This window comes from Roseateles sp. GW835-FHT13E02, assembly GCF_058794035.1.
On sequence record NZ_JBXAGJ010000028.1, the window covers coordinates 1 to 20,644 of the forward strand.

The following is a 20,644-nucleotide window of genomic DNA, read 5'->3' on the forward strand; positions in this document are numbered from 1 at the left end:
AACAGGACAGTGAAATGCCTCAGCGCCGATGATAGTGCGGGTTCCCGTGTGAAAGTAGGTCATCGTCAGGCTAATATCTAAGCAACGCCCCCGGTTCGAATGAATCGGGGGCGTTTTGCTTTACAGGTCGCAAATCCTTGTGACGATGAAAGCTTTGTCTTCGATCGGCCAGGCACCTTGCGTCGTGCCTTTGGATTCAATATGAAGCAAAGGCGTAGCGGGAAGATTGTTTCGGCGCGCTCTTTCTCAGGCGCTATCAACCCCTACGCTCGCCCCCATGCGTTCGATACGTCGACGCAAAAAATCTTCGGCGAGGCCGGGTTCCGGTTGTAGGCGTTGGCCGATATAAAGCTCCTGGCGACGTTCTGCAATTTGGCTGCGCAGGCGTTGGACCATCACTTGGAACGGGTCCAGCCCCAGTTTTTCGGCCCGACTGATAGCCTGCCAGAGTTGGTGCATGGGGTGGGCTTCGAGCGCAATACGGTGGGCTTGAACCACGCGGAGACGGCCCTGTACCGAGTTCTCGCAGCGGCTGAGCCATTCGCGCAAGGCGTCGGCATTGCCTCCGGTGACTTTGAGTGGATCTTCTCCGGCAGCCAGGAGTAGTGCTTCCAGGCGTGTTCGGTTTTCTGAGGCGTAGGCTTCGTTCACCAGCATCATGGCTTGCTCGCGGCGCTGACGCTCGTTCTCGTTGTCGGCGAAATCAGGATGCAGACGCATGGCTGCGCGCCGATACAAAGTCTTTAAGCTCGGCGGCGGCAGATCGATCACCCCGGCAGCGGGTTCCGCGGGAAGTGGGGGTGCTGTGGGCAAGAAAGGGATGGTTGGCAAGGCCGTGGCTTGCGGCGCACGTGGCGTGCGAGCTGAAATGCCATTGCGGCGCAAAGCTTCGGCCAAGTATTGGGTGGCCGTGTGTAACTGCGATTCCAGAGCATCCAATTCCAAATAGGAGGAGCCAAGGGTGGCCACATACCGGTCGACGAAAGCCCTCAGGTGGCCATGCAGTTCGAAGAATTCCTGCTCCTGGGCTTGCAAATAGCGCTGCAGCTCTCGCAATTGAGCCCTTCGGCGGTCCAGTCCATGCCTTGAAAGTGCAGAATTGTTCATGGCACCGAGTGAGTGGGTTGGACGGTCATTCAAACAGTTCTATTGTGGCGTGACGAGTGAAGTTCCTGAAATGAAAACAGCCCCCGCAGGGGCTGTTTTATCTCGGGGCTAACCCGTGTGAGCCTGCCAATCGGCGAATCGCTCGCTCCAGTACTTTTGATTCAGTCTGTCAAGGTTGAGAGGCGGCGGCACTGGCTTGTTCCGCAGCTGAGCCTGGCGCCGCGGTAAGCACCTTGGTGTCGGACGCAGCCTGTGGCGAATCGGTCGGTTGTGCAGCAATGGCGGCTGGGCTGTTCGTGCCGTGGGCTGCGGCCGGTGCCGTGGTGGGCAAAGGCAGCAGCGGAACGATCAGCAAGGCCACGATGTTGATGATCTTGATCAGCGGATTGACGGCGGGGCCTGCGGTGTCTTTGTAGGGGTCACCAACCGTGTCTCCGGTGACAGCGGCCTTGTGAGCTTCCGAGCCCTTGCCTCCGTGGTGGCCGTCTTCGATGTACTTCTTGGCGTTGTCCCAAGCGCCGCCGCCGGTGCACATGGAAATGGCGACAAAGAGGCCGGTGACGATGGTGCCCATCAGCAGGCCGCCCAATGCGGCGGGGCCGAGCAGCAGGCCGACCAAGACCGGCACCACCACGGGCAGCAGTGAGGGCACGATCATTTCCTTGATCGCCGCGGTGGTCAGCATGTCGACGGCGGTGCCGTATTCCGGCTTGCCGCTGCCATCCATGATGCCCTTGATATCGCGGAACTGGCGGCGAACCTCAACGACGACCGCGCCCGCAGCACGACCAACCGCTTCCATCGCCATGGCGCCGAACAGATAGGGGATCAGGCCGCCGATGAACAGGCCCACGATGACCTTGGGGTCGCTGAGGTCGAAGCTCACGCTCAGGCCGCGGCTTTCCAGCGAGTGGGTGTAGTCCGCGAACAGCACCAGCGCGGCAAGGCCGGCCGAGCCAATGGCGTAGCCCTTGGTCACGGCCTTGGTGGTGTTGCCCACGGCGTCCAGGGGGTCCGTCACGTCGCGCACGCTGGAAGGCAGTTCGGACATCTCGGCAATGCCGCCGGCGTTGTCGGTGATGGGACCGTAGGCGTCCAGTGCAACGACGATGCCGGCCATGCTCAGCATGGAGGTGGCGGCCACGGCGATCGCGTACAGACCGCCGAGTTGATAGGTCGCCAGAATGGCGGCGCAAACAAACAGCACGGGCCATGCTGTCGAACGCATCGACACGCCCAGGCCCGCGATGATGTTGGTGCCGTGACCGGTGGTGGACGCTTGTGCGATGTGTTTGACGGGTGAGTACTGGGTGCCGGTGTAGAACTCGGTGATCCAGACCAGGGCCGCGGTCAGCACCAAGCCGACGGCGCAAGCGCCGAACAAGCGCATGCGGGTGCCGGCACCCAGGGCGTCATCGGGCACGACTGCATTGGTGACGAAGTAGAAGGCGATCAGGGACAGCACGCCGGCCACTGCGAGGCCTTTGTAAAGCGCCGGCATCACATTCTTCATGCCAGGTGAGGCTTTGACGAAGTAGCAGCCGATGATGGACGCGATGATGGACACGCCCCCCAGCATCAGCGGGTAGAGGATGGCGGCCATCGGTGCGGCGGTGACCACCAGAGCGCCCAGCGCCATGGTGGCGATCAAGGTGACCGCATAGGTCTCGAACAAGTCAGCGGCCATGCCGGCGCAGTCGCCGACGTTGTCGCCGACGTTGTCGGCGATCACCGCCGGGTTGCGCGGGTCGTCCTCGGGAATGCCGGCTTCGACCTTGCCCACCAGGTCAGCGCCCACATCGGCGCCCTTGGTGAAAATGCCGCCACCCAGGCGAGCGAAGATGGAGATCAGCGAAGAGCCGAAGGCAAAGCCCAGCAAGGGCTTGAGCGTGGCGGAATCCACCTTCTCGCCACCGCTGAGGTACCAGAAGAACAGGCTCACGCCCAGCAGGCCAAGGCCCACGACCAGCATGCCGGTGATGGCACCGCCCTTGAACGCGACATCCAGCGCCGGGCCGATGCCCTTGGTGGCGGCCTGGGCGGTGCGCACATTGGCGCGCACCGAGACATTCATGCCGATGAAACCGCAGGCGCCCGAGAGCACCGCGCCCAAGACAAAGCCGATGGCGGTGCGCAGGTCCAGGAAGAAGGCAATCAAAAGGGTCAGCACGACGCCGACCACGGCAATCGTCTTGTACTGCCGTGCGAGGTAGGCGGCGGCTCCTTGCTGGATGGCCGCGGCGATTTCCTGCATGCGGGGATTGCCCGCGTCCTGACTCAAGATCCAGCTTCTCTGGATGAAGCCATACAAGACTGCGGCGATACCGCAGGCCAGCGCGAAGTACAGCGCCAATTGGGTCGTCATGAACGGGTCTCCTGTTGGTGTAACTGCCAAATCGGAATGCGCCTCGATGCCCCTACGCCAGACCTGCACGGTGGCGGCTCAGGTCGCTGCGTTTGATGCTACGGGATGGGCTTTGCGTAAAGCAATCGAGCGCTCTGGGTGTTTACCCAGTGTTTGCGGGTAAACGATGCGCTGACGTCCAAGTCCAGCGGTGTGTCGTAGCCTGGGGTGTTGCAGCTTGCGCCACCGCTGTCACGGCGGTGTAAGCGCAGCCCTTAGAATCCGGGTTTCCCCTCGCGTTAGACCAAGAGAATCATGAGCCTGCACAACGTCACACCCGGCGCCAAGGCGCCCGAACAGTTCAACGTCATCATCGAGATCCCGATGAACGCCGACCCGATCAAGTACGAGGTCGACAAGGAAACCGGCGCCATGTTCGTGGACCGCTTCATGACCACGGCCATGCACTATCCCTGCAACTACGGCTACATCCCGCAGACCCTGTCGGATGACGGCGACCCGGTGGATGTGCTGGTGGTGACGCCGTACCCGCTGACCCCGGGCGTGGTGGTCACCTGCCGCGCGGTGGGCGTGCTGAAGATGGAAGATGAAGCAGGCGGCGACGCCAAGCTGCTGGCCGTGCCCATCGAGAAGATCCTGCCGATGTACACCCACTGGCAAAAGCCCGAAGACGTGAACAAGATGCGCCTGAACGCCATCCAGCATTTCTTCGAGCACTACAAGGACCTGGAGCCCGGCAAGTGGGTCAAGGTGCAAGGCTGGGAAGGCCCTGAAGCCGCCAAGGCTGAAATCACCGCCGGCATCGAAAACTACGCCAAGGCTCAGGCCAAGGCCTGAGTTCCTGCTGGCTGAGGCTGGCTACTCAGCAACGCTGCGTTCAGCCCGCCGCCGCAAAAGCGCCCGCACAGCCTTGTGCCGGCGCTTTTTTATTGGCCATTGAGGACGGCAAGCGCCGGGCAGGGGTCAGCTGGGCTTGAAGGGCTGGTGCAATTCCAGCTCGTTGACATAGGCATGCATGGCTTGCCCCTCGCGCCCGAGAAACTCCGCCACGGCCTGGCTGAAGTCCGGGTGTGCCAGCCAGTGGCTGGAGCCGGTGCTGACCGGCATCAGGCCCCGCGCCATCTTGTGCTCGCCCTGCGCGCCTCCTTCGAAGCGCTGGTAGCCCCGGGCGATGCACCAGCGCAAGGGCTGGTAGTAGCAGGCCTCGAAGTGCAGGCAGGAGATGGCTTCGGTCGCCCCCCAGTAACGTCCAAACGCCACGCCTTGCTCCGGGTCCAGCGCGATCAGTGAGGCGGCCACCGCCTGTCCCTCGCGCCGGGCGATGAACAGCAGCCAGTGTTCGGGCATGCGCTGTGCCATGAGCCGAAAAAAGTCCCTCGTCAGATAGGGCCGGCTGTGGTGGGCGCGGTAGGTCAGCTGGTAACAGCGGTGGAAGAAATCCCAATCCGCCTCTTGAATCTCCGTGCCCTGGCGAGCTTCGAAGCTCACGCCGGCCTCGCGCACTTTGCGTTCTTCCTGCTGAATCTTTTTGCGCTTCTCGCGCTGCAGCGAGGCGAGGAAGTCCTCGAAGTCTCGGTAAGGTGTATCTGAGCGATTGCTCCAATGGAACTGCACGCCGTTGCGCGCCATCCAGCCCCCCTCGCTTGCCGCGGACTGCTCCGCTTCGTTCGCAAACAGGATGTGCGCAGAAGACAGCGATTGTTGGCGCGCCAGAGTCAGCAGCGCATCGAGGAGCAACTGCCGCCCAGCCCCGTCCGCAGCCAGCAGTCGAGCGCCGGGCACCGGGGTGAAGGGCACGGCCACCAGCAGCTTGGGATAGTAGTCCAGGCCATGGCGTTGGTAGGCATCGGCCCAGGCCCAGTCGAACACGTACTCGCCGTAGGAGTGGCTCTTCAAATAGGCCGGGCAGGCCGCGATCAAGCGCTCGCCCTGCCAGACACTCAGGAACTGCGCTTGCCAACCGGTGGCGGCCGTGGCGCTGCCCGATTGCTGCAGCGCTTGCAGGTACTCCAGGCGCATGAAAGGCGTGGCCTGGGCTTGCTCGGCCAGCAAGGCATTCCAGGCGTCGAGAGGCAGCTCCTGCAGGTCGGAATGGACCCGGATGACATAATCGGCCGAGCTAGTTTTCATCTGTGTGAGGCCCATGTCCGTGAAAGTCGCGCTTGCGCAAATCAATGTCACCGTCGGTGATCTCGCGGGCAACGCCAAAAAGATTGTCGAGTTCGCTCGCCGCGCCCATGAGGCCGGCGCCCAGCTCTTGCTGACCCCCGAACTGAGCCTGTGTGGCTATCCGCCCGAAGATCTGTTGCTGCGGCATGCATTCATGCAGGCCTGCGATGAGCAGCTGCATTGGATCGCCAGCGAACTGGCTGATTGCTCGGGTTTGCATGTCGTCGTCGGCCATCCACTGCAACGCGAGGGAGCGGCGGATCTTAGGTCCAAGAGCTGGGCCGTGCCGGCGCGCTTCAATGCAGCCTCAGTGCTGGCAGGGGGACAGGTCTTGCGCAGCTATGCCAAGCGCGAGCTGCCCAATTACCAGGTCTTTGACGAGCGGCGCTATTTCGTCTCGGGTCGTGATGCGGGCGAGGCGCCTCTGGTTTTTGACGTCGGCGGTCTGCGTTTTGGCTTGAACATCTGCGAAGACGCTTGGTTCGACGAACCCGCCCGCGCCGCCAAGGCGGCCGGCGCCCAGGTGCTGTGCGTGCTGAATGCCTCCCCCTTCCATCTGGGCAAGGTGGCCGAGCGCGAGGCGCGCATGGCCGAGCGGGTGGCCGATGTGGGCTTGCCCTTGCTCTACGCCCATCTGGTGGGCGGGCAGGACGAGGTGGTGTTTGATGGCGCGTCGTTCGCGCTCGACGCCCAGGGCCAACTCGCTGCGCGGGCAGCCATGTTCGAAGAGGAACTGCTGCTAATCGAACTGGATGCCCAGGGGCGCGTCCAGGGTCAGGTCTTGCCTCTGCCGGAGCTGGAAGCCCAAGCCTGGGGCGCTTTGGTCACCGGCGTGCGGGATTACATCGGCAAGAACGGCTTTCCGGGGGCTTTGATCGGCCTGTCCGGCGGCATCGATTCGGCCCTGGTGTTGGCCGTTGCGGTCGATGCGCTGGGCGCCGACAAGGTGCGCACGGTGATGATGCCGTCGCCCTACACGGCGGATATTTCCTGGATTGACGCCCGCGACATGGCGGAGCGCCTGGGCGTGCGTTACGACGAAAAATCCATCGTGCCCATGTTCGAGGCCTTCAACGCCAGCCTGGCTGAGGAGTTCCAGGGTCTGCCACTGGACGCGACCGAAGAAAACATCCAGGCCCGCATCCGCGGCACTTTGCTGATGGCGCTGTCCAACAAGTTTGGCTCCATCGTGCTGACCACCGGCAACAAGAGCGAAATGGCCACCGGCTACTGCACGCTGTACGGCGATATGGCTGGTGGCTTCGCCGTGATCAAGGATGTCGCCAAGACCTTGGTCTTCCGCCTGGCGCGCTGGCGTAACGAGCAGCCCACGCGGCGTGCCGATGGTACGGTCGGCCCCATCATCCCCGAACGCATCATCACCAGGCCGCCCTCGGCCGAGCTACGCCCCGATCAGAAGGATCAGGACAGTTTGCCGCCGTACGAGGTGCTGGACGCCATCCTCGCCCGCTATATGGAAGAGGATCAGTCTCTGGCCGAGATTGTCGCGGCGGGCTTTGATCCGGCCGATGTCGAGCGTGTGACCCGGCTGATCAAGATCAACGAATACAAGCGCCGTCAGGCACCCATCGGCATTCGCATCACCCATCGCGCTTTCGGGCGGGATTGGCGCTATCCGATTACCTCGAAGTTCCGTGCTTAAATCCCCAGGTCCCCATCTTTCCAGGAGCATCCGTCCATGAAGCAGATCACCGCCATCATCAAGCCATTCAAGCTGGACGAAGTCCGCGAATCGCTGGCCGAGGTGGGCGCATCGGGCTTGACCGTCACCGAGGTCAAGGGCTTTGGCCGTCAGAAGGGCCACACCGAGCTCTACCGCGGCGCCGAGTACGTGGTGGACTTCCTGCCCAAGGTGAAGGTGGAGGTGGTGGTCAAGGACGAAGACGTCGAGCGCTGCATCGACGCCATCCTCAAGGCCGCCAAGACCGGCAAGATTGGCGACGGCAAGATTTTCGTCACTCCGGTCGAGCAGGTGGTGCGCATCCGCACCGGTGAGACCGACGAAGCCGCGGTCTGAGACCTCGCGTCAGCGGTTCGCGCCGCTGAAGCCATGAGGCGCTCGGCCGCCTTGGCTCAGGCCATGAAGCGCTGCCACAAGGCTGCGCCCCACACACCGACGCACAGCAGCAGAGCCAGCAGCACGGCGGCGCTGGCCAGGTCCTTGGCCCGCTTGGACAAATCGTGGATCTCGAAGGACACACGGTCGATCGCGGCCTCGATGCCCGAGTTCAGCAACTCGACGATCAGCACCAGCAGCAGCGAGCCCAGCAGCAGCGACACCTGCACCCAGCCCTCGCCCAGCCAGAAAGCGGCCGGCGTGGCCAGGATCAACAGCCAGACCTCCTGGCGAAACGCACTTTCCCCGGTGTAGGCTGCCTTCAGTCCGGACATGGAATAGCCGGCCGCATGGATGATCCGGTCGATGCCGGTACGGCCCTTGTGCGGGTTGCTCATCTCGAAGTGCTCACTTGGATTTAGGAGTCGGGACCTGGCTGACCAACTGGGTGCGGCCGATCACATCATGCAGGAACTGCCCGCCAGGCAGTACCCGGCTCAGTGCGGCATAGCCCAGCAAACCGAGCAGGCCCACCACACTGATGGCGCCAAAGCCCAGGCCGTGCTGGCGCATCTGCAATGCAGCCATCACCGGCAGCAGCCACCAGGCGAAGCTCAAAACATAGCGCAGCAGGGCCTGACCCACGCTCAGTGGCTGGCCGTCGAGGCGCAGCACACGGATGTGCCAGGTCTTCATCGGCAGGGTCTGGCCGCTGCGGCTCCAGAAATAGACGAAGTAGGCGCCAAAGCTGCCAGCCAAGGCCAGCATCAAGCCGTTGCGGTGCTCCAGTGCGTGGCGTTGTTGCGCCAGCGGTGAGTACACCAGGCCCGTGGCCATGGCCACCGCAAACAGCAGGATTCCTTCATACAGGAAAGCCGCCAGGCGTCGCGCCAAGCCGGGCGCCCGCGCCGGCGCGGGTGTCAGGGAATCAGAGTCGCTCATGGATCAGGGGGCGGAAGCGGCAGTGCTCGCTGGGAGAGGGGCGGAAGCCGTTGCGGCCGCAGGTGCGGCCGAAGCCGGGCGCCGCTTGGGCAGCAAGGTCTTGCTGTCGACCAAGCTGGGGTCGGCCCACACTTTGGTTTGGCCCGCGCGCTGGTGGCTGGGGCGCAGCGCATGCTGTGTGATCAGCACCGTGCTGACCCCCGGTTTTGCTTGCAGCACAGAAGGGGCCACCGGCTTGACAGGCAAGCTCTTGGGCAGGGCTGGCACAAGATTGGATTTGGTCTGGCTTGCGATGGCGGCTGCAGCCGGAACGCCGACCTTCTTCGGCGCCTGCTTCTTGGCTGCCTTGTCCGCAAGTTGCTGGCGCTTCTCCGGCGGCAGAGCCTGGTAGGCCTCCCATTTGGCCTGGCGGTCACCTGGATTCAATTGCTGGGCGGCGGCTTGGAAGCCGGCTCGCGCTTGCTGGCGCTCGCCGGCGCTGAGTCGCGTCCAATCACGCATACGCTCTTGCATGCGCGCTTGCTCTTCCGCTGGCAGGCCGGGAAAGCGTTGTGCCACTTCCAGCCATTTGCTTTTGCGGCCGGTGTCCAGACCGTCCCAATCGCGTTCGAGCGGGGCCAAGATCTTCTTTTGCGCCGCGCTCAAGGCCGTCCAGTTCGGAGGGAGCAAGGCCGTCCCGGCACCGAGGATAGGAGCGGGCGCTCGCTTGACCGCCGAAGCGGCGGTGGCCGGGGGCAGAGCTTTGGGCGGTGGCACGGCGCTGGCCGCAGGAGCGCTTGCGCCCGGCACGCTGGCGGCTTCGCTGACCGGCGCCGGAATCTGTGCCAAGGCTGTCGACGTGACCAGGCTCAGCAAAGCGGCAGCGAGCCCGCCGCAGAAAGTCGTGGAGAGGTCGGACCGGATGGACGCGCCTTTCGAGGGGGCAATGGTGCGCATCCGTCAGTCTTGCTCGTCGCTCAAGAATTCAGAGAAACCTGGGTCGCTGTAAGCCGAAGGGGGCAGGTTGTCGGCCAGCAAGGCCGTGTCCACTTCGGCAGCGGCCAGAATTTGCTCGTAGAACTGACCATGCTGAATCAGTGCCAGGCCAAGAACCAGCATGAACAGCGGCATCAGCGAGGCGAACTTCAGCCAGCGCGGCGACCCTTTGCCCCCGAACAGGGCCAAGCTGGCGCCGTTGCGCACCAGCTGGGTGCTGGGCGCGAGTTCGCTCTGGGCGGCGCGGGCGCTGCGCGCCTTGAGCAGGGCCTGCTCGCGGGCGAAACGCAGGCGTTCGGAAACATCGGCCGGCAAGGCCTGGTTGCGTTCGCTCAGGCCAGCGGCCACGCGCAGGCCGAAACGTGCCACGCGGGCGTCCAGCTCTTGCGCAAACTGTGAGTGCTTCGACGTGTTCATAGTGTGATTCCCTTGGCCTTCAGCGATTTTGCCAATGCATGCGTGGCTCGGGAGCAGTGAGTTTTAACACTGCCTTCCGAGCATCCCATGACGCTGGCGGTCTCCGCGACATCCAGTTCCTCCCAGTAACGCAGCAGGAAGGCTTCCCGTTGACGCGCCGGCAGCTCCGCCACTTCCGCATCAATGACCTGCAAGATCTGGGCCCGCGACACCTCGTCGGCCGCGCTCAAGGCGCCCAGCGCGCCCTCCTGGCCTTCCAGCATTTCGAGCAGGTCGAAATCGCCGTCGTCGTCGCTGCCTTCGAAGTCCGACATGTTTTGCATCACCCCGTTGCGCACCTTCTTGCGCCGGAAGTAATCCATGGTCGCGTTGGACAGGATGCGCTGGAACAGCATGGGCAGTTCGGCCGCCGGGCGGTCGAAGTACTTTTCGGCCAGGCGGATCATGGCGTCTTGCACGATGTCCAGCGCGGCATCGTCGTCACGCACCATGTAGGCGGTGCGTTTGAACGCGCGTTGGTCGACGCTGCGCAGGAAATCGTTGAGTTCTTTGTCGGTGGCCAAGGAGGAGGAGGGCGGCAAGCCCGGACTGGCAAAACAGCGCGAAGTATCGCATTGCGTGGCGCCAGAGCGCCGTTCTAGGCGAGCAAGTCGAGGGAGGCGCACCCGAGTCGGTGCATAATGCTGCTTCGCACAATGAAGTCACTGGTCTCAGACTGGCTTGCCCGACCCGGGTGCCAAGTTTTTTGATCGCGCAGGTTCCGAGTCCACCTCACAAGGGTGCGAGAAGGGACACCGATGGTTTTTCGTTAGAGAAATTCACAAAGGTTCGAAATGGACATGTCTAGCGCGGAAGTCAAGCGCGTTGCGGCCTCGGATGGTCGTGCGCAGCCTCACTCCTCAAACCCCTCTCCCTCCTCGTCGGACCTCAACGGTTCCGAGATCCTGGTTCGTTGCCTGCAGGCCGAAGGTGTTCAATTCCTTTGGGGCTATCCCGGCGGCGCAGTGCTGTACATCTACGACGCACTGTACAAACAGGAAACCATCCAACACGTTCTGGTTCGCCATGAGCAGGCTGCCGTGCATGCCGCTGACGGCTATGCCCGCGCCACCGGCGATGTCGGCGTGGCACTGGTGACCTCGGGTCCGGGTGTGACCAATGCCATCACCGGCATTGCCACGGCCTATATGGACTCGATCCCCATGGTGATCGTGACCGGCCAAGTGCCCACGCCGGCGATCGGCCTGGACGCCTTCCAGGAATGCGACACCGTCGGCATCACCCGGCCCATCGTCAAGCACAACTTCCTGGTCAAGGATGTGCGCGATCTGGCCATGACGATGAAGAAAGCCTTCCACATCGCCCGCACCGGCCGGCCCGGCCCGGTGGTGGTGGACATCCCCAAGGATGTCTCCATGGCCAAGCTGGGCGCTGCCTTCGAGTACCCCAAGCATGTGGAGATGCGCTCCTACAACCCGGCGCGCAAGGGCCACTCGGGCCAGATCCGCAAGGCCGTGCAGCTCTTGCTGCAGGCCAAACGCCCCTACATCTACTCGGGTGGCGGCGTCATCCTGGGCGAGTCCTCGGCCGAGCTGCGTGAGCTGGTCAATCTGCTGGGCTACCCCTGCACCAACACCTTGATGGGCCTGGGCGCCATTCCCGCGAGTGACCCCAAATTCCTGGGCATGCTGGGCATGCACGGCACCTACGAAGCCAATATGACCATGCAGCACTGCGATGTGCTGCTGGCCGTGGGCGCTCGTTTCGATGACCGGGTGATCGGCAACCCCAAGCACTTCGCCCAGGTCGAGCGCAAGATCATCCATGTGGACATCGACCCGTCCTCGATCTCCAAGCGTGTGCGCGTGGACATCCCCATCGTCGGTGACGTCAAGGACGTGCTGCAAGAGCTGATCTTCCAGATCAAGGAAGCACAGGCCAAGCCCGATTCGGCCTCCATCAATGCCTGGTGGAGCCAGATCAACGAATGGCGTCGCCGCGAATGCCTGGCCTACAAGCCGTCCACCGAGGTGATCAAGCCGCAGATGGTGGTCGAGACCTTGTGGAACCTGACCAAAGACCGCGATGCCTACATCACCTCAGATGTGGGGCAGCACCAGATGTGGGCGGCCCAGTTCTACCGCTTCGAAGAACCGCGCCGCTGGATCAACTCCGGCGGCCTCGGCACCATGGGTGTGGGCCTGCCCTACGCCATGGGCATCAAGCTGGCCAAGCCGGAATCGGACGTGTTCTGCGTCACCGGCGAGGGCAGCATCCAAATGTGCATCCAGGAGCTGTCCACCTGCCAGCAGTACAAGACGCCGGTCAAGATCGTCGCCTTGAACAACCGCTACCTCGGCATGGTGCGGCAGTGGCAGGAGCTCGACTATGGCAAGCGCTACTCCCACAGCTACATGGAAGCGCTGCCTGATTTCGTCAAGCTGGCCGAGGCCTATGGCCATGTCGGCCTGCTGGTCGAGAAGCCCGGTGATGTCGAAGGCGCGCTGCGTGAAGCCATGCGCCTGAAGGATCGCACGGTCTTTCTCGACATCCGCACCGATCCGACCGAGAACGTCTGGCCCATGGTCCAGGCGGGCAAGGGCATTTCGGAAATGCGCCTGGGGTCCGAGGACCTGTGAGTGCCTGAGGGCAGGGCCTGGGCGCCAGCGTTACCGCGCTGCTGCCAGAGGCCCCGCTCGCAGCACTCCGCCCAAGCCTCGCACCTGTTTCCCTCCATCGAAGAGCGTGGCCAAGAGCCGTCGGTTACCGCCGCCGGTTTGAAGAGCGCGAAGGACGAGACCACACCCATGAAACACATCATTGCACTGCTCATCGAGAACGAGCCGGGCGCGCTGTCGCGCGTCGTCGCCTTGTTCTCCGCCCGTGGCTACAACATCGAGAGCCTGACCGTGGCGCCGACCGAGGATGCATCCTTGTCGCGCATGACCATCGTCACCACCGGTTCGGACGAGGTGATCGAGCAGATCACCAAGCACCTGAACCGCCTGATCGAAGTGGTCAAGGTCGTGGACCTGACCGAAGGCAATTACACCGAGCGCGAGCTCATGCTCATCAAGGTGCGCGCGGTCGGCAAGGAGCGCGAAGAGATGAAGCGCACCGCCGACATCTTCCGCGGCCGCATCATCGATGTGACCGAGAAGACCTACACCATCGAGCTGACTGGCGATGCCAGCAAGCTCGATGCCTTCATCGGTGCGATCGACCGCGCCTCCATTCTGGAAACGGTGCGCACCGGCACCAGCGGCATCGGCCGCGGCGAGCGCATTCTGCGCCTTTGATGACGCCCCAGTTCATCAGATCCTTCTGGCAGTACCCACCCCTTCTTTTTCGACCGATTCACTGAATTTTTCTGGAGACCGACATGAACGTTTTTTATGACAAGGACGCCGACCTCAGCCTCATCAAGGGCAAGAACGTCACCATCATCGGCTACGGCTCACAAGGCCATGCCCATGCGCAAAATCTGAACGACAGCGGCGTCAAGGTCACCGTCGGTCTGCGCCGCAGCGGCGCGTCCTGGGCCAAGGCCGAGAATGCCGGCCTGAAGGTGGCCGAAATTGCCGAGGCTGTGAAGGCTGCCGATGTGGTCATGATCCTGCTGCCCGACGAGCAGATCGCCGAGGTCTACAAGAACGAGGTCGAGCCTAATATCAAGCCCGGCGCTTCGCTGGCCTTCGCTCACGGCTTCAATGTGCACTACGGCCAGGTCACGCCGCGCGCTGATCTGGATGTCTGGATGGTTGCGCCCAAGGCCCCTGGCCACACCGTGCGCGGCACCTACACCCAGGGTGGCGGCGTGCCCCACCTGATCGCTGTGTACGCCGACAAGACCGGCCGCGCCCGCGATCTGGCCCTGAGCTATGCCTCCGCCAACGGTGGCGGCAAGGCCGGCATCATCGAGACCAACTTCCGCGAAGAGACCGAGACCGATCTGTTCGGCGAACAAGCCGTGTTGTGCGGCGGTGCCGTGGAGCTGATCAAGGCCGGCTTTGAAACCCTGACCGAAGCCGGCTACGCGCCCGAGATGGCCTACTTCGAGTGCCTGCACGAGCTGAAGCTGATCGTTGACCTGATTTATGAAGGCGGTATCGCCAACATGAACTACTCGATCTCCAACAATGCCGAGTACGGCGAGTACGTGACCGGCCCGCGCGTGGTGACCGAGGCAACCAAGAACGCCATGCGTCAGTGCCTGAAAGACATCCAGACCGGCGAGTACGCCAAGAGCTTCATCCTGGAAAACAAGGCCGGCGCACCGACCCTGCTGAGCCGTCGCCGCCTGACCGCCGAGCATCCGATCGAGCAAGTGGGCGAGAAGCTGCGCGCCATGATGCCCTGGATCAAGAAGAACCGCCTGGTCGATCAGAGCAAGAACTGAGGAGGGACCGAGGACAGCGCTTGAGCGCTGTCCGACGCCATCCGAAGGCCAGTCCACATCTCGTGTGGACTGGCTGAGTGCTCCAAGCAGCAAAGCCGCGACCTGTTCGCGGCTTTTTCTTTGGAGCCCCTGTTGTATCCTTGCGCCCCATGACCGATCCCAAGAATCCACTGCCCGCAGCCCTGCCTGACGATGAGGACATCGAGGCGCACGAGCCGGTGCGTCGGCGCCGCAAGGGCATCTACATCCTGCCCAATCTCTTCACCCTGGCGGCCCTGTTCAGCGGCTTTTACGCCATCGTGATGGCCATGAATGGCCGCTTCGAGCAATCGGCCTACGGCATTTTTGCGGCCATGGTGCTGGACAGCCTGGACGGCCGTGTGGCGCGCATGACCAACACGCAGAGCACCTTCGGCGAGCAGATGGACAGCCTCTCCGACATGGTCTCCTTCGGCGCCGCGCCGGCGCTGATCATGTACATCTGGGCCTTGTCTGGCTTGGGCAAGTGGGGCTGGTTCGCGGCTTTCGTCTACATCGCCGGTGCCGCCCTGCGTCTGGCGCGCTTCAACACCAATATCGCGGTGGTGGACAAGCGCTTCTTCCAGGGTGTGCCCAGCCCGGCTGCCGCGGCCCTGGTGATGGGCCTGGTCTGGGTGGTGGATGACGCCGGCTTCAAGGCCATCCACAGCACGCCTTCGCTCGCCTGGGTAGCGTTTGGCTTCACGTTGTACGCGGGCCTGACCATGGTGACCAATGCGCCGTTCTACAGCTTCAAGGATGTGAGCTTCAAGCGCTCGGTGCCCTTCATTGTGATCGTGGCGATTGCGCTGGGGATTGCCGTTATCAACATCGACCCGCCGCGCGTGCTCTTTGGCTTGTTCTGCGCCTACGGCCTCTCGGGCTATGTGGTCTACGGCTACAAGCGCATGAAGGGCAAGCCGGTCAGCGTGATTGCCACATCGACCGACGAGCCTGATGAAAAGGGCTTGCACGACTGAAGCGCTCGCGCTTTGGCGTGCATTTCGCGTGCTATATTCAAGTCCATGTTGTCGACCTCCGCATCCGCACTGCTGCTACTAGCCATCGAGCCCCGGGCCCGCTGATCGCGCACGTCGTTACACACCAGTTTCCTCGCACATCACCGGCCCGCCAAGCATCTGCTTCGCGGGCCGTTTTGTTTTTCTGTCCCTCAACCCGAGCCACTTGGAGACCCTCATGGCTGACCAGCTGATCATCTTCGACACCACCTTGCGCGACGGCGAGCAATCGCCCGGCGCCTCGATGACGAAGGACGAAAAGCTACGCATTGCGCGTCAGCTCGAGCGGCTCAAGGTCGATGTGATCGAGGCGGGCTTTGCGGCCTCCTCGAACGGTGATTTCGAGGCGGTCAAGGCGATTGCCGACGCTGTGCGCGAAAGCACCATCTGCTCGCTCGCCCGCGCCAACGATCGCGACATCGCCCGTGCGGCCGAGGCGCTCAAGGGCGCGGCGCGCTCGCGCATCCACACCTTCATCGCCACCAGCGAGCTCCATATGGAGAAGAAGCTGCGCATGACTCGTGAGCAGGTGCTGGAGCAGGCGATCCAGGCCGTGCGCTTTGCCCGCAATGTGACCGGTGATGTGGAGTTCTCGCCGGAAGACGGTTACCGCTCCGATCCGGATTTCCTGGCCCGCGTGATCGAAGCGGTGATCAAGGAAGGCGCCCGCACCATTAACATCCCGGACACCGTGGGCTATGCCATCCCGGAGCTCTACGGCAACTTCATCAAGACCCTGCGCGAGCGCGTGCCCAACTCGGATCAGGCGATCTGGTCCGTGCACTGCCACAACGACCTGGGCATGGCCGTGGCCAATTCCCTGGCCGGCGTGAAGATCGGCGGCGCGCGTCAGATCGAATGCACCATCAACGGCCTGGGCGAGCGTGCGGGCAATTGCTCGCTGGAAGAAGTGGTGATGGCCGTCAAGACCCGTCGCGACTACTTCGGCCTCGATTGCAATATCGACGCCTCCCACATCGTCGCCGCCTCGCGACTGGTCTCGCAGACCACCGGCTTTGTGGTGCAGCCCAACAAGGCGGTGGTGGGCGCCAATGCTTTTGCCCATGCCTCCGGCATCCACCAGGACGGCGTGCTCAAGGCACGTGACACCTACGAAATCATGCGCGCCGAAGATGTGGGTTGGAGCGCCAACAAGATCGTGCTCGGCAAGCTGAGTGGCCGCAATGCCTTCAAGCAGCGCCTGCAAGAGTTGGGCATCGCGCTCGAGTCCGAGGCCGAGGTCAATGCCGCCTTTGTGCGCTTCAAGGATCTGGCCGACCGCAAGAACGAGATCTTCGATGAGGACATCATCGCCCTGGTGATGGACGAGTCGGTCAGCTCGGACCAGGAGCACTACCGCCTGGTGGCGCTGTCGCAGCGCTCCGAGATGGGCGAGCAGCCGCACGCCAGTGTGGTGTTTGCGGTCGGCGCGCAAGAGCACCGGGCCGAGAGCAGCGGCAACGGGCCGGTGGATGCGGTTCTACGCGCCATCGAATCCACCGTCCAAAGTGGCGCCGAGATGCTGCTCTATTCGGTCAATGCCATCACCAGCGGCAGCACAGAATCGCAAGGCGAGGTGACGGTGCGCTTGCAGCATGCCGGTCGCGTGGTCAATGGCGTGGGGGCCGATCCCGATATCGTGGTCGCCTCGGCCAAGGCATATTTGAGCGCGCTGAACAAGCTGCAAAGCAAGACCGAGCGGGTCGCGGCGCAGGGCTGATCGGTCGCTGAGGCCCGCGGCCCCGGGGCCTTTCGGCGGCGCGCCAGCTGGCTGGAGAAGGCTGTTTTGACGGCTTTCTCCAGCTTTAAGAGTCTGCGCTAAGCGATTGATCTTGCCTGTATTTTTCCTTTCACCTACACTGCCGACAGTTGTTGGGGGCCCAGTTTGAAGAACAATTTCTCGAAGCAGTTGACGCACCTGTCTGCCAGCCTGGCGCTGGTCATGGCCGGTTTTCTCGGCGCCGCACCGGTGGCCGAGGCCGCCAGCTCGAACAAGGCCCCGGTGGCCAAGAATGCCCGCGCCGCCAAGCCTGCCGCGCGCAGCACGCACCTGAGCAAAGCGGCCCGCGCCGCGCAAGCCAAATCGACGGTCAAGGCGAGTGGCCGTACTTCGGTGAAGTCCAAGGCCGGCAAGACCGCAGTGGCGCTTGGCGCAGCGGCAGCAGTTGAGGTGGCGGCCAAGCCGACGTTTGGTCAGCTTTACGGCCTGCACGCGGTTGAGGACTCGCTCAAGCTCAAGTCCAGCGTCGCGCTGGTGCTCGACCAAGACACCAACGAAGTCCTGTTCGCCAAGAACTCGCAGGCCGTGCTGCCCATCGCCTCGATCACCAAGCTGATGACAGCCTTGGTGGTGGTGGAAGCCGGCCAGTCCATGGACGAGAAGCTGACCATCACCGAGGAAGACATCGACTCGGAGAAGTACACCCGTTCGCGCCTGACCGTCGGCGCCACGCTGACCCGGGGCGAGATGATGCATCTGGCCCTGATGTCCTCGGAAAACCGCGCCGCCAATGCGCTGGGTCGCAATTACCCCGGCGGTCTGGCCTCCTTTGTGGCCGCCATGAACCACAAGGCTCAATCCCTGGGCATGACGGACACGCACTATGTCGAGCCCACCGGCCTGTCCAGCCGCAACCAGTCCAGCGCCAAGGATCTGGCGGCACTGGTGAAAGTGGCGCACGAGGTGCCCCTGCTGCGCGAACTGTCCACCTCCAAGGAATACCAGGTCGCCCTGGGCCGTCGCCAGCTGCAGTTCCACAGCACCAATGCCCTGGTCAGCAACCCGGCCTGGGATATCGGCCTGCAGAAGACCGGCTTCATCAATGAGGCGGGCCGTTGCCTGGTCATGCAGGCTCGCATGGCCGGCCGCAAGCTGATCATGGTCTTCTTGGATTCGACCGGCAAATACACCCGAATCGCCGACGCCGAGCGCGTTCGCAAATGGATCAGCAGCAACCCCAGCGCCACTGCGGCGGTGCACGCCAAACCGACGATCTGAGCGGGCTCCGCTTCAGCCATGAAAAACGCGCTCCTCGAGCGCGTTTTTTTATTGCCTGTCGACCTGATGCAAGCAAGCCTGAGGCTTCAGCCGCGGTAGCCCAAAGAGGCCGAGATCTGCGCGGCAGTTTCCTTGAGCCGCGCCAGCCAGCTTTCTTCCAGCCGGTCGGCCGGGGCCGAGATGGACAGGCCGGCCACCAGCTTGGCCTGGTCGTCGTAGATGCCGGCGGCCATGCAGCGCACGCCCAGCTCCAGCTCTTCGTCGTCGCGCGACAGGCCGCGCTGGCGGATGATGGCCAGTTCGCGCTCCAGGGCGCCAATCTCGGTCAGGCTGTTGCGGGTGTGGCCGGCCAGGCCGGTGCGGGTGGCGTAGGCGCGCACCCGTGTCGGGTCGTCGCTGGCCAGAAAGAGCTTGCCCACCGAAGTCAGGTGCAGCGGGGCACGTCCGCCGACGGCGCGCACCACCTGCATGCCCGAGCGTTCGCTGTAGGTGCGCTCGATGTAGACGATCTCATCGCCCTGGCGCACCGAGAGATTGACCGGCTGGTGGGTGAACTTGTGCAGCTCGCGCATGGGGCCCAGGGCGGCATCGCGGACATCGAGCCGCGCCTTGACCAGATTGCCCAGCTCCAGCATGCGCATGCCCAGGCGGTAGCTGCCGGCTTCGGGCCGATCGACAAAGCGGCCGATGGCCAGGTCGTTGAGAATGCGGTGCGCGGTCGAGGGGTGCAGGCCGGTGGTCTCGGCGATTTCCTTCAGCGAGACCGGGTCCTGGTGGCTGGCCAGCACATCGAGCAGCGCAAACGTGCGCTCCAGCACCTGGATGGCAGGCGTTTGAGCTTCTTTGTTCTTCATGCGCAGATTGTGCGAGGTTTCGGCTTGTTTTGCATTGCGAAAAATAGATTCAGCTCACGACATGGTTTCGCCCGCGCAACAGCGCCGGCAATTCGCATCGTGCAATGGCTGGGCTTGGCAGCCGCCGGCATGTCGCTGGCGCTGGCAGTGCAGGCTCAGGCGCTCATCGATCCCGCCGCGGCGCTGACCGAGGCGCCACCGGCAGCCGGGCCGCAGCAGCCGGCATCCAGCGCGGCGGGCAGCTCATCCGCGTCTTCGAGTGCCAACTCGGCAGCCAGCGCGCCTGCGCGGGCCGCTCCGGCCCCGAGCTGGCTGCGTCTGCCCAAGCTGCAAGGCCGCTTGACCGCGGCCGACCTGGGCCTTTTGATCAACAGCAAGGATCCCTATTCCGTGGCGGTGGGTGAGTACTACGCGCGCCGGCGCGGCATCCCCGAGGCGCAGATCCTGCGCGTGCAGCTCCCTGTGCGTGCGAGCTTGAGCCTGCCCGAATTCGAGGCTTTGCAGGCCACCGTGCGCCAGCGCATGGGCCCCCAGGTGCAAGGCCTGGCCCTGGCCTGGACCCAGCCCTATGCCGTGGAATGCAACTCCATCACCTCGGCCCTGGCCCTGGGTTTCCAGCCTGAGATCTGCAAGCAGAGCTGCGCGCCGAGCCGGCCGTCGCCGTACTTCAACTACTCAGGTCGCAAGCCCTTCAGCGATCTGGGCCTGCGCCCCTCCATGCTGCTGGCCGCCCGATCGGTCGAGAGCGCCCAGGCCTTGATCGAGCGAGGCATCGCTGCCGATCACAGCCTGCCATCCTTCGTGCCGGCCCAGGCCTATTTCGTCAGCACGCCCGATGCGGCGCGCAGCGTGCGCTCGGTCCTGTTCCCGCCGGCCAGCAGCATCCGGGCCCTGGGCCTGGAGGCGCGGCGCGAGTCCAGCGAGGCCTTGCCCGCGCGCCTGCCTCGCGCCTTGTTGATGGTGACCGGCTTGGCCCGGGTGGAGGGCTTGGACCGCATCGATTGGCTGCCCGGCGCGCTGGCCGATCACCTGACCTCGTTCGGCGGTCTGCTGGAGCGCAACAGCCCGCAGGAGCAGATGAGCGCACTCGACTGGTTGGAGTCGGGCGCCACGGCCAGCTACGGCACCGTCAGCGAGCCCTGCAACCACCTGCAGAAGTTCCCGCATCCACAAATCCTGCTGCTCAGCTATGCCCAGGGTTTGAGTGCGCTGGAGGCCTACTGGCACAGCGTGGCCTGGCCGGGGCAGGGGGTGTTTGTGGGTGAGCCTCTGGCGGCGCCGTTTGCGCCGCCTTTCTAGCCCTG

The 20,644-nt window shown here is 63.7% G+C and carries 19 protein-coding genes; 10 read left to right on the forward strand and 9 right to left on the reverse strand.

Annotation, left to right across the window (positions count from 1 at the left end; all coding sequences use genetic code 11):
• Positions 1–246: 246 nt before the first annotated feature.
• Together AC1Q6P_RS21525 and AC1Q6P_RS21530 are read right to left on the reverse strand one after the other, a co-directional pair.
• Positions 247–1,107: a J domain-containing protein gene (locus AC1Q6P_RS21525; protein ID WP_492665934.1), complete on the reverse strand. Its 861-nt coding sequence runs from the start codon at positions 1,105–1,107 to the stop codon at positions 247–249.
• Positions 1,108–1,276: 169 nt separating this feature from the next.
• Positions 1,277–3,472 (reverse strand): sodium-translocating pyrophosphatase, encoded by a 2,196-nt coding sequence (locus AC1Q6P_RS21530; RefSeq protein WP_102769752.1) that lies wholly within the window; start codon positions 3,470–3,472, stop codon positions 1,277–1,279.
• 294 nt (positions 3,473–3,766) lie between these two features.
• On the opposite strand from AC1Q6P_RS21530, the gene ppa reads away from it, so the two are divergent.
• The gene (ppa, locus tag AC1Q6P_RS21535) at positions 3,767–4,309 is read left to right on the forward strand and encodes an inorganic diphosphatase (protein WP_102769753.1); all 543 of its coding nucleotides are present in this window, start codon (positions 3,767–3,769) and stop codon (positions 4,307–4,309) included.
• Positions 4,310–4,435: 126 nt separating this feature from the next.
• Here the strand turns inward: ppa and AC1Q6P_RS21540 are convergent, their stop codons facing one another.
• A complete protein-coding gene (locus AC1Q6P_RS21540) occupies positions 4,436–5,602 on the reverse strand; it encodes a GNAT family N-acetyltransferase (protein WP_492665935.1) in 1,167 nt (388 codons plus the stop codon).
• A gap of 13 nt (positions 5,603–5,615) precedes the next feature.
• Between AC1Q6P_RS21540 and AC1Q6P_RS21545 the strand changes: the two genes are divergently transcribed.
• Together AC1Q6P_RS21545 and AC1Q6P_RS21550 are read left to right on the forward strand one after the other, a co-directional pair.
• Positions 5,616–7,304 carry an NAD+ synthase gene (locus AC1Q6P_RS21545; protein ID WP_492665936.1) on the forward strand — a complete coding sequence of 563 codons (1,689 nt, stop codon included), beginning with the start codon at positions 5,616–5,618 and terminating at the stop codon, positions 7,302–7,304.
• 36 nt (positions 7,305–7,340) lie between these two features.
• A complete protein-coding gene (locus tag AC1Q6P_RS21550; protein ID WP_102769755.1) occupies positions 7,341–7,679 on the forward strand; it encodes a P-II family nitrogen regulator in 339 nt (112 codons plus the stop codon).
• A 56-nt stretch (positions 7,680–7,735) separates the two neighbouring features.
• On the opposite strand, the gene AC1Q6P_RS21555 is transcribed toward AC1Q6P_RS21550, so the two are convergent.
• The 5 genes from AC1Q6P_RS21555 to AC1Q6P_RS21575 form a co-directional block, all read right to left on the reverse strand.
• Positions 7,736–8,116, reverse strand: a complete 381-nt coding sequence (locus tag AC1Q6P_RS21555; RefSeq protein WP_102769756.1) for a diacylglycerol kinase — start codon at positions 8,114–8,116, stop codon at positions 7,736–7,738.
• Between the two features lie 10 nt (positions 8,117–8,126).
• The gene (locus AC1Q6P_RS21560; protein ID WP_492665937.1) at positions 8,127–8,660 is read right to left on the reverse strand and encodes an RDD family protein; all 534 of its coding nucleotides are present in this window, start codon (positions 8,658–8,660) and stop codon (positions 8,127–8,129) included.
• Between the two features lie 3 nt (positions 8,661–8,663).
• Positions 8,664–9,488: a DUF3106 domain-containing protein gene (locus tag AC1Q6P_RS21565; RefSeq protein WP_492665938.1), complete on the reverse strand. Its 825-nt coding sequence runs from the start codon at positions 9,486–9,488 to the stop codon at positions 8,664–8,666.
• A gap of 111 nt (positions 9,489–9,599) precedes the next feature.
• Entirely contained in the window at positions 9,600–10,052 is a 453-nt protein-coding gene (locus tag AC1Q6P_RS21570) for a DUF3619 family protein (protein WP_102769759.1), read from the reverse strand.
• On the reverse strand, positions 10,049–10,615 hold the full coding sequence (locus AC1Q6P_RS21575) for an RNA polymerase sigma factor (RefSeq protein WP_271009989.1): 567 nt from the start codon (positions 10,613–10,615) through the stop codon (positions 10,049–10,051). The genes AC1Q6P_RS21570 and AC1Q6P_RS21575 overlap by 4 nt, the downstream gene beginning before the upstream one ends.
• 270 nt (positions 10,616–10,885) lie before the next feature.
• Here AC1Q6P_RS21575 and AC1Q6P_RS21580 point away from each other — a divergent pair, with 270 nt between their 5' ends.
• The 6 genes from AC1Q6P_RS21580 to pbpG all read left to right on the forward strand — a co-directional run bounded on the left by AC1Q6P_RS21580 (position 10,886) and on the right by pbpG (position 18,486).
• Positions 10,886–12,691: an acetolactate synthase 3 catalytic subunit gene (locus AC1Q6P_RS21580; protein ID WP_492665939.1), complete on the forward strand. Its 1,806-nt coding sequence runs from the start codon at positions 10,886–10,888 to the stop codon at positions 12,689–12,691.
• 168 nt (positions 12,692–12,859) lie between these two features.
• Positions 12,860–13,351, forward strand: a complete 492-nt coding sequence (gene ilvN, locus AC1Q6P_RS21585; protein ID WP_102769762.1) for an acetolactate synthase small subunit — start codon at positions 12,860–12,862, stop codon at positions 13,349–13,351.
• Between the two features lie 83 nt (positions 13,352–13,434).
• Positions 13,435–14,451 carry a ketol-acid reductoisomerase gene (gene ilvC, locus AC1Q6P_RS21590; RefSeq protein WP_263520937.1) on the forward strand — a complete coding sequence of 339 codons (1,017 nt, stop codon included), beginning with the start codon at positions 13,435–13,437 and terminating at the stop codon, positions 14,449–14,451.
• A gap of 149 nt (positions 14,452–14,600) precedes the next feature.
• Positions 14,601–15,449, forward strand: coding sequence for a CDP-diacylglycerol--serine O-phosphatidyltransferase (pssA, locus tag AC1Q6P_RS21595; protein WP_102769764.1), 849 nt, complete (start codon positions 14,601–14,603; stop codon positions 15,447–15,449).
• Positions 15,450–15,666: 217 nt separating this feature from the next.
• Complete coding sequence (locus AC1Q6P_RS21600) at positions 15,667–17,208, forward strand: 2-isopropylmalate synthase (RefSeq protein ID WP_102770382.1); 1,542 nt, start codon at positions 15,667–15,669, stop codon at positions 17,206–17,208.
• Positions 17,209–17,430: 222 nt separating this feature from the next.
• On the forward strand, positions 17,431–18,486 hold the full coding sequence (pbpG, locus tag AC1Q6P_RS21605) for a D-alanyl-D-alanine endopeptidase (protein WP_492665953.1): 1,056 nt from the start codon (positions 17,431–17,433) through the stop codon (positions 18,484–18,486).
• 86 nt (positions 18,487–18,572) lie between these two features.
• Here the strand turns inward: pbpG and AC1Q6P_RS21610 are convergent, their stop codons facing one another.
• Positions 18,573–19,340 carry an IclR family transcriptional regulator gene (locus tag AC1Q6P_RS21610; RefSeq protein WP_102769765.1) on the reverse strand — a complete coding sequence of 256 codons (768 nt, stop codon included), beginning with the start codon at positions 19,338–19,340 and terminating at the stop codon, positions 18,573–18,575.
• A gap of 99 nt (positions 19,341–19,439) precedes the next feature.
• Here AC1Q6P_RS21610 and AC1Q6P_RS21615 point away from each other — a divergent pair, with 99 nt between their 5' ends.
• Positions 19,440–20,639, forward strand: coding sequence for a TIGR03790 family protein (locus tag AC1Q6P_RS21615; RefSeq protein ID WP_492665940.1), 1,200 nt, complete (start codon positions 19,440–19,442; stop codon positions 20,637–20,639).
• The last annotated feature ends 5 nt before the right edge of the window (positions 20,640–20,644 follow it).